Source organism: Acidovorax sp. NO-1 (assembly GCF_000238595.1).
GTDB lineage: Bacteria > Pseudomonadota > Gammaproteobacteria > Burkholderiales > Burkholderiaceae_C > Acidovorax.
Genome location: NZ_AGTS01000007.1, coordinates 1 through 8,713 on the forward strand (window position 1 = coordinate 1; position 8,713 = coordinate 8,713).

Consider the following 8,713-nt stretch of genomic DNA (forward strand, 5'->3'; position numbering starts at 1 on the left):
CAACAGGCAGAGTCACCAAGCTCGCAGCAAGTCTGCGTGAGCAGTTAGCAGATCTTAACGGGATCAAGATCCACGATCAGGGCTTGACCAAGTGCGCAATTGTGACTTTTACAAGCGACCGGAAGTCTCCTGAAGAGATCTGCAGGGCACTGAACGCGGCGGGCATCAACGTCTCCGTATCACTCTCAGAATACTCACAGCTCGACCTAGGCGCACGAAGACTGCCTGCAGTGGTTCGGGCTTCTGTTCACTACTACAACACCGCTCAAGAAGTCGAGACATTCGTTGGAGAAATAGCTCGTGTCACCCATCACGCCTCGTGACTCTGCAAAGCGCCTTGGAATCCGAGTTGCAACTTCCTTGTATCAGCACGTTAGGCTCGAGCTACGTTTGGAAGTTCATCAATGCACACGAGAATAGTCACCCAGAGCCAACGCCAGATTGAATATCAGGGCCGTATCAAGCCTGCAAAAGTGTGGACCGGAGGTGTTGGCGCGCCGCTGGTCCTGCTACATGGAGGTTGGGGTGGCGCAGCCGCGCATTGGGACCGCGTCTGGCATCAACTGGCCCAACACTACACAATCATTGCGCCCGAACTTCCAGGCGTGGTCGCTGACGGTTCTTCTGGCGCACCACTTGCAACATACGATGCCTATGCCGAGTGGGTTGAAGCCGTCGTTCGTGGACTCGGCTACGAAAGCGCGTGCTTTGTTGGCAACTCCCTCGGCGCCTCGAATGCATGGCAAGTGGCAATGGAACACGGCCCAATCTGTGAATCGCCCCGGTTTCTGCGGAGGCTGTTTGGTTAAGTCAGCCCACTTCCACAGTGGCCTGACTGGCGAGTTGCCGGTAGTAGTTTGCCTCAGCTTCTGCAGGCGGGATGTACCCGATGGGCTCAAGCAGGCGATGGTGGTTGAACCACGATACCCACTCCAGCGTGGCGAACTCGACTGATTCTTTGGTTTTCCATGGAGCCCGGCGGTGAATCAGTTCGGCCTTGTACAGACCGTTGATGGTCTCTGCCAGGGCGTTGTCGTAGCTGTCGCCCTTGCTGCCCACAGAAGGCTCGATGCCAGCCTCAGCCAGCCGTTCGGTGTACCGGATGCTGACGTACTGCGAGCCTCTATCGGAGTGACAGACCAGGCTGCCATCGCGCTCAGGCTGACGGGCATAGAGGGCCTGCTCCAGGGCGTCGAGAACAAAGTCCATGCGCATTGAGCTGCTTACTCGCCAACCCACGATGCGCCTGGCAAACACGTCGATGACAAAGGCCACGTACAGCCAGCCTTGCCAGGTCGAGACGTAAGTGAAGTCGCTGACCCATAACTGATTGGGCCGTTCGGCGCGAAACTGCCGGTTGACCCGATCCAGCGGGCATGGCGCCTTTGCATCGCCGACCGTGGTGCGCATCACCTTTCCACGCATCACACCGCGCAGGCCCATGCTGCGCATCAGTCGCTCGACCGTACAACGCGCCACGGTCACACCTTCGCGTGTCAGTTGCCGCCACACTTTGTCCGCGCCGTAGACCTGCATGTTGGCCTGCCAGACTCGTTGAATCTGCGGCATCAGCAATTCGTCGCGTTTCGCTCTGGCGCAGCGTTTGTGAGGCTCGCGCACCAGCGCGGCGTGGCGCCGATATGCTGACGGGGCAACCTGCAAGACTTTGCAGAGCGGCTCGACCCCGAAAGCATTGCGCTGCTGGTCGATAAAGGCCCTCAAGACTTGAGCCGGCGGTCGAGCTCCGCCTGGGCAAAAAACGCGCTGGCCAGCTTCAATATCTCGTTGGCCCGGCGCAGCTCTTTGACCTCGCGCTCCAACTCCTTGACCCGCTGGGCTTCGGCTGTTGTGACGCCTTCTCGCGTGCCTGCATCCACTTCGGCACGCTTGACCCACTCGTTCAGGGTCTGCGGCACGCAGCCAATCTTGGGGGCGATGGATTCGATAGCTGCCCATAGCGATGGGTACTCCCCGCGCTGCTCCTGCACCATCCTCACTGCGCGCTCACGCACCTCAGGCGAGAACTTGTTTGTCTTCTTCATGGCTCAATCCTCTCAGAGTGTTGAGCCTCCTCAAAAACCGGGGCGATTCACTGCAGCTCATTGGTCATGGTCGATGGCTTTCCGCCTCCAACGATTCCCGCATTTGTAAGGTTCTTCATCGAACGAGTTCCAGGGATTAGAAAGCTGATTCTTAATGAGCTCAAGAAGGTCAGCTACAGCTCTGATTGTCTGAAATCTGCCTTCTTTAACGCGGAAAACGCCCCGCGACAGGTTAGGGCTACGCTGTTGGACGTAGACCAGCGCCAGCTTGAACATATGCTCACGTTGCTGATGAACAACCGTAGTCGGCCTGCGGTCCCCAAACAGCGTACCCTCATCGTTTGGGGTGCGCAGGACAGGCTGCCGAACGCCGACACTGACGTTGCAATCTCACTGCATCAACGAATTGAGCAGTCAGAGCTTCAGATCATTCCTGACGCCGGACACCTTCCTCAGGTTGAGCAGCCAAACGCCTTCGTAAGAGTCATACGGGAGTTTCTTCAGGAGGACTCATCAGTGACTACCTGAAAGCAAAGACCAGCAGCACTTGACCACCGAGTGCGCTGTAACTTGCCCACGCCCGCAACATTTACTTGACCGACCGGACCCCGGCCCAGTGCCAGTCGGAGTTACTCGGCGTAGGAATGACTCCTCCACTGGTAAACATCAAATCCAAGACAAAGTTACCTTGCAGAACCGAAGTACGCTAGGCCGCATGCTGCTGGGACTGCCATCGACAGGCGATAGTGATCACTGAGTCCGGCAGACTTGCCACGGATCCGTTCAATTGACCACGAGATTGGCCGCACTCGCCTGGTACGTACAAGCACCCTTCATTGGGCCATTACGCTGGAGGCAGGGAGGGGGCAGCCATGCTACGGTTTGACCCGAGTAAAGTCGAAGTCTGAATCAGGCTGGTTGCGGTCAGTCGGTCTCGAGCATCGACTGACCGCTTGCACTGCAAGCGGAAATTGCGACGCGGCAAACGTATGCAAATCGAGAGCGCGCGGGCCCGAAGTGCTCCAGACCCCCTTGCGGGCCGCCGTTATCGCTCGCTTCGATTGATTTCAAGCGATGGCCTCAGGTCGGCGGCCGAGTTCAACCCGCGCGAGGCGAGCGTCCACCATTTTGGGAAGGAATCGCAGCGTCGATCGACGGAGAAGAGTGCGGGCGCACCCTCGGCGATCGAAACCCATCAAGCGGGGGAGAAAAGTCGCAGTGATGGCCATCCGTTCCGCCAATGTATCGCCGGCATCCTCCTTGGCATCAAGCAGCACCACGCTTCGCTCGGGGATTTGCGGGTTTCTGTCCCGGACCGGGTCGGGTGGCGCTCGGAATAGGGGAAAAGCAAGGCGCTTGTCTTCACGGCTGCGATGCTCACTGGAATGATCGTCTTCGAAGGCATTGAGCGTCGCAAGTCGCTGCGTGCAGAACCCGCGATCTAACACAGGCTCAGGGATTCGGCTTCTGCGCCATCGGCGATTCGATCGGATTGCCATAGAGCGGTCGGGCGCCGAATTGTGTGCTGATGGCGTAGGCCACGCCGCAGGCCAGCATCACTGGAACGGTGAGCTGGAATTGATTTGTCATCTCCAGCACCATCACGATCGCCATCAGCGGCGCATGGGTGACTGCGGCCAGCACCGCCGCCATGCCGACCACCGCGAGCAGACGCGGATCGCCCACCCATGCCGCCGGCAACCAGAGCGCTGCCACTTGGGCCAAGACACTTCCAGCGGTCGCCCCGACGAAAAGCGATGGCGTGAACACACCGCCGATCGCGCCGCTGCCAGAACTCAGTGTCGTCGCCACCACTTTTGCGAGCAGCACCCACGCGAGCCATTGCCAGGCGTGGTCACCGTGAAGCACCTGCGACACCACGCTGTAGCCATTGCCCCAGACCTGCGGCACCCAAGCCGACAACAGCCCCACGAGCAAGCCCCCGAGTCCGAGGCGCAGGACTGGCGTACGGATGCGCGCGAACCAGCTTCGCCCCAATTCGAGCAGCGCCAGCAACCCCCAGCCCAACCCGCCGAACAGCACGCCGGCGAGCAAGGCGATGCCGAGGCTCGTCGGTGCCATGACGACAGGCGGAACGTCGTAGAGCGGTTTGGGTTCGACCAGCCAGTAGATCAGTGAACTGGCCGTGGCCGACGCGATCAGCACTGGCGCGACCGTGTGGCGCGCGAGAAAACCGAGCGCCAGTTCCAGAACAAAGACAACGCCGGCGATGGGTGCGTGGTACGCCGACCCGATGCCTGCGGCGATGCCGCACACCAGCAGCGTGTTGCGTTGCTCCGGCGCCGTCGCGACGAGTCGTGCCAGCCGCGCACTGACCCAGGCAGCCAGTTGGACCATCGGCCCTTCGCGTCCGATGGAAGCGCCCGTGCCGACGGAAAAGAGCGAGGACACCGTGCGTGTCAACGTCGTTCGATCGTTCAGGTCGACTCTTCCGGCGCGCGCGGCATCGATGTAGTCGAGGTTCACCGCTCCGCCTGGCCCCCGCCTGGCCCAGACCGTTCCGCCTTGCAGGACCAGCCCTGCGATGAAGCCGCCCGCGGTGCAGACCAGCGCGCGGTGCCAGGGCGACAACGACAACGCGGCTACGACCAGTCCGCCGCGTTGTCCGGTAGCCAGTTCTTCGACCCATTGCGTCAACCACCGGAAGCCCACGACGGCAGCCGCAGCGAGCGCGCCCGTCACGCCCGCCCACGACCAGACGCGCAGCGTCTTGGCGGCCGGCCCCATGCCCCACAACCGGGCAAGGCTGCGTTTCGCTGGCACTAATTCGTCGGGTTTTTCGTTGGCAGCCACGGGGATTCCATTTCAAGACGCTCGCAGTGCGCCACAAAGCGCTGCAGGTTGCCCGAAAGGCGCTTTTTCTGATGGTGCACCAGATAGAAGCGGCGTGTCAGGCGAGGCAACGTGGTTCGCAGAATGACCAATCTGCCGAGCGTGACCAAGTCCTGCACCGCGCACAGCGACAGGCAGGCTAGCCCGAGGCCCTCGGCCGCGGCCTGCTTGATGGCCTCGGTGCTGCCCGGCTGCATGTCGCCGTTCAGGTGGTACAGGTGCGGCAGCAGCGCATGCTCCACCGCCTCGCGCGTTCCGGAGCCGGGTTCGCGAAGCAACCAACTCGCCTGACGCAAAGCCTTCAACGAGACGCGCGCCTGCGCACCGGGCTGCACCAGTGCATGCGTCGGTGCCGCCACGATGACCAGTTCGTCCTGCAGCCACGGCGAGACACGTAGCTCCGTTTCGTGGCACGGTCCCTCGATCAGACCGATGTCGACCTCCAGCCGCGCCACGGCGGCGGCGACGTCGCGCGTGTTGCCGATGACCACGTCCACCGTGGCACCGGGCCATGCCTTTCGGTAGGCCGCGACCAACGCCGGCAGCACGTAGTTGCCGATCGTCGTGCTGGCACCAACGCGAAGGCGCGTGACCAAGGGCTCGGTTGCAGGTCCCGTGCTGCCGAGCCCGAACCAGCTTTCGATCTCCTGCGCGCCGTCGAGCAAGGCCCTTGCCTGCGGAAGCAATGCACGACCGTTGTCGTTCAGAAGCAAGCGCTTGCCGATGCGGTCGAACAGTCGGGCGCCGAGCAGGCTTTCCAGCTCGTTCAGCGCACCGCTGGTCGCCGACTGCGACAGCGAGACCCGCTCTCCGGCGGCGGTGGTGCTGCCGGTGTCGGCCACGGCCGTGAAGATCAGGAGTTGACGCAATGTCAGACGCATCCAAACGCTTTCGTTACCTGTTCGACGACTAGGTTATAGCGGAAATATCCGTTTGCCGGATAGATCGCATCGGTTCAAAGTTCGTCCATGCCTTCCGAAAACGACGCGATGGAGAAAACGATGCACACCGCCACCCTTACCGCTCAACCGATGCGCACCCCCGCTGGCATGCAGCGTGTGCGCCAGTTGGCTCCCGGCCTCGCACTGACGGGTGTCCTGGCATTCGCGTCGATCCAGCTGGGCAAGATCGGCTGGCTGCAATCCAACGGCATCAGCGCCCTGACCCTGGCCATCGTGCTGGGCATGGTGGTCGGCAATACCGTCTACCCCCGCATCGGCGCCACGGCCGGCGCCGGCGTGACCTTCTCCAAGGCCAGCCTGCTGCGCCTGGGCATCATCCTGTACGGCCTGCGCCTGACCTTCCAGGACATCGGCGACGTCGGCTGGACTGGCGTCGCGATCGACGCGACGGTGCTGTGCAGCACTTTCGGCCTAGCCTGCTTCCTCGGCACGCGGGTGTTCGGCCTCGACCGCAAGACGGCCATGCTGATCGGCGCCGGCAGTTCGATCTGCGGCGCGGCGGCGGTGATGGCGGCCGAACCCGTCGTGCGCGGCCGCGCCGAGCAGGTGATGGTCGCGGTGGCCACGGTGGTGGTGTTCGGGACGCTGGCGATCTTCCTGTATCCGGTGCTGTATCACCTGATCGCACAATACCGGCTGTTCGACCTGTCGCCGACCGCCTACGGCGTGTTCGCTGGCTCGACGATCCATGAAGTGGCACAGGTGGTCGCTGCCGGTCGTGCCGTCGGCGAGCAGGCCGCGAACACCGCCGTCATCGCCAAGATGGTTCGCGTGATGATGCTGGCGCCGTTTCTCATCATCCTGTCGGCTTATCTCTCCCGCTCCGCTGCCAGGGACGCGGATGCGGTCGATCGCGAAGTGGAAGACAAGGCCTCGCCACGCGGCGGCATCGTGATTCCCTGGTTTGCCCTCGGGTTCGTGGCGATCGCCGGGCTCAACTCGCTCGCTGTGCTGCCCCACGCGGTGGTGAGGCAGGTGATCGACATCGACACGGTGCTGCTGGCGATGGCCATGGCCGGGCTCGGCTTGACGACGCACGTCTCGGCCCTCCGCAAGGCCGGCATCAAGCCGCTGGCGCTGGCGGCCGTGCTCTTCGTCTGGCTGGTGTGCGGCGGCTTCGCCATCAACGCGGGCATCACGTCGCTTCTGAATTGACAGGGCGGACCTGGAATAAATCGGCTCCGCCATTCGTCCACCCCTCCAGACCACCGAAAGATCCTCATGAAACTCCGTGCCCTCGCACTCTCGCTGTGCCTCGCCCTCTCGACACTCGCCTCGATTCCTTCGGCAGCTTCGGCACAACCTGCACCTGTCGCTGCATCCGCAAGCGCGACGCAGCGCTGGACCTTCGACGGCGCCATCCGCAACAACTCGCTGGCGCTCAGCCCGGACGAGGGCACGGCCGTGGTGTCGTACAGCGAACGCCCGGACGTCGTCGTCTACGACCTGAAGGCGGGCAAGGTGCGCGCGGTGCTGAACGGCTTCGTGACGCCGCGCAACATCGTGTTCGCGCCGTCGGGCGAATTCTTCTATGTCTCGGACAGCAGCCTGGGCACCGTGGCCAAGATCGCCACTTCCAGCCTGACGACGGTCGGCACCTTGCCCGCAGGCCCCGGCGCCTTCGGCACCGTGCTGAGCAAGGACGGCGCCACGATGTACGTGAACAACCAGGCAGCCAGCACCGTCACGCGCTTCGATCTCGCGAGCGGCGAGCCGCGTGCCGTCATCACGGGCTTCGCGCAGCCGCGCCAGGGCGTGCGCCTGAGTCCCGACGGATCGGCCTTGTACGTCACCAACTTCATGGGCGACAAGATCACCATCGTGAACACGGCGACCAACAAGATCGACGGGGAGATCACCGGCTTCAACAAGCTGCGCGCGATCTCGGTCACCGCCGATGGCAAGACCCTCTTCGCGGCGAACAGCGGCAGCAACACCATCGCGGTCGTCGACCTGGACAAGCGCGCCATCGATTCGACGATCGCCGTCGGCAAGGACCCGTACGGCGCGGCGCTGTCGCCCGATGGCCAGCGCATCTACGCCGGCAACCTGGGCGACAACTCGCTCTCCGTCATCGACGTCGCGAGCAGGAGCGTGGTCGCCACCATCACGGGTTTCAAGGAGCCGCGGCAGGCGATCGTCTTCACGCGCGACGGCAGGACGGCCTATGTGCTGAATGAAGACCTGGGCCTGGCCAAGGTGGACCTGGCGAGCAACCGGGTGGAGGCGACGCTGGCTGCGCCGGCGGCGAAGATGCAGAAGGCCGCACCATGAAGTGGGTGTCGCGAAGAATTGCGGTCCATTTGCTGGCCTGCGCGTCCGCGATGCTGCTGGCAGTCGGTCCAGCCTGGGCCGGTTCAACGCTCAACGTCTATGGCCCGGGCGGTCCCGCTCCCGCCATGAAGGAGGCAGCCAAGACCTTCGGCGCGCTTCAAAACGTGGAAGTTAACGTTACAGCAGGCCCGACTCCCCAATGGGTAGAAAAGGCCAAACAGGATGCAGACGTCATTTACAGCGGCGCTGAAAACATGATGAGCGACTTTGCGAAGGCACTGCCCGGTGCGTTCGATCTGAAGGAAGCTGAACCACTGTACCTGCGACCGTCCGCCATCCTCGTTCGCCCTGGAAATCCCAAGCGCATCCGGGGATTTCGCGACCTTCTGGCCCCGGGCATCAAGGTGATGGCCGTTGCGGGCGCCGGGCAGACCGGGTTGTGGGAGGACGTGGCCGGCCGTACGGGCGACATCGCCATCGTTCGCGCATTCCGCAAGAACCTGTTGTTGCCCGAAGCCGCCAACAGTGCGGAGGCGCGTCAACGCTGGACCCAGGAGCCTGACATCGACGCCTGGTTGATCT

The 8,713-nt window shown here is 62.9% G+C and carries 9 protein-coding genes and 1 other annotated feature; of the genes, 6 read left to right on the forward strand and 3 right to left on the reverse strand.

Translation table 11 applies throughout. The annotated features are described in order from the left end of the window. On the forward strand, positions 1–323 hold a 323-nt coding region (locus KYG_RS24175), incomplete at its 5' end, for an aminotransferase class V-fold PLP-dependent enzyme (protein WP_139019254.1). Positions 324–404: 81 nt separating this feature from the next. Next, complete coding sequence (locus tag KYG_RS23420; protein ID WP_085942459.1) at positions 405–809, forward strand: alpha/beta fold hydrolase; 405 nt, start codon at positions 405–407, stop codon at positions 807–809. Between the two features lies 1 nt (position 810). Here the strand turns inward: KYG_RS23420 and KYG_RS00685 are convergent. Then, positions 811–2,042 (reverse strand): IS3 family transposase gene (locus tag KYG_RS00685; RefSeq protein ID WP_085942460.1). Its coding sequence is split into 2 segments (ribosomal slippage): positions 811–1,754 and positions 1,754–2,042, totalling 1,233 coding nucleotides; the frame shifts between segments, so codons are not numbered across the junction. Further along, positions 1,648–1,764, reverse strand: a sequence feature (AL1L pseudoknot). Its footprint overlaps the gene before it by 117 nt. A gap of 66 nt (positions 2,043–2,108) precedes the next feature. Between KYG_RS00685 and KYG_RS00695 the strand changes: the two genes are divergently transcribed. Then, positions 2,109–2,570 carry an alpha/beta fold hydrolase gene (locus KYG_RS00695; protein ID WP_008902876.1) on the forward strand — a complete coding sequence of 154 codons (462 nt, stop codon included), beginning with the start codon at positions 2,109–2,111 and terminating at the stop codon, positions 2,568–2,570. 924 nt (positions 2,571–3,494) lie between these two features. On the opposite strand, the gene KYG_RS00705 is transcribed toward KYG_RS00695, so the two are convergent. Both KYG_RS00705 and KYG_RS00710 read right to left on the reverse strand, forming a co-directional pair. Beyond that, a complete protein-coding gene (locus KYG_RS00705) occupies positions 3,495–4,856 on the reverse strand; it encodes a chloride channel protein (protein ID WP_237707174.1) in 1,362 nt (453 codons plus the stop codon). Further along, entirely contained in the window at positions 4,826–5,776 is a 951-nt protein-coding gene (locus KYG_RS00710) for a LysR family transcriptional regulator (protein ID WP_008902878.1), read from the reverse strand. The genes KYG_RS00705 and KYG_RS00710 overlap by 31 nt, the downstream gene beginning before the upstream one ends. A gap of 120 nt (positions 5,777–5,896) precedes the next feature. Here KYG_RS00710 and KYG_RS00715 point away from each other — a divergent pair, with 120 nt between their 5' ends. The 3 genes from KYG_RS00715 to KYG_RS00725 all read left to right on the forward strand — a co-directional run. Then, entirely contained in the window at positions 5,897–7,012 is a 1,116-nt protein-coding gene (locus tag KYG_RS00715; protein WP_008902879.1) for a YeiH family protein, read from the forward strand. A gap of 66 nt (positions 7,013–7,078) precedes the next feature. Beyond that, a complete protein-coding gene (locus KYG_RS00720; RefSeq protein WP_008902880.1) occupies positions 7,079–8,131 on the forward strand; it encodes a YncE family protein in 1,053 nt (350 codons plus the stop codon). Beyond that, positions 8,128–8,713 (forward strand): substrate-binding domain-containing protein (locus tag KYG_RS00725; RefSeq protein ID WP_008902881.1); only part of this gene is annotated, 586 nt, incomplete at its 3' end. The genes KYG_RS00720 and KYG_RS00725, both read left to right, overlap by 4 nt.

Bases quoted from the DNA above. Each gene is read 5' to 3' on its own strand.
- KYG_RS23420 (WP_085942459.1), top strand. From the start codon at position 405: ATGCACACGAGAATAGTCACCCAGAGCCAACGCCAGATTGAATATCAG.
- KYG_RS00695 (WP_008902876.1), top strand. From the start codon at position 2,109: ATGGTCGATGGCTTTCCGCCTCCAACGATTCCCGCATTTGTAAGGTTC.
- KYG_RS00710 (WP_008902878.1), bottom strand. From the start codon at position 5,776: ATGCGTCTGACATTGCGTCAACTCCTGATCTTCACGGCCGTGGCCGAC.
- KYG_RS00715 (WP_008902879.1), top strand. From the start codon at position 5,897: ATGCACACCGCCACCCTTACCGCTCAACCGATGCGCACCCCCGCTGGC.
- KYG_RS00720 (WP_008902880.1), top strand. From the start codon at position 7,079: ATGAAACTCCGTGCCCTCGCACTCTCGCTGTGCCTCGCCCTCTCGACA.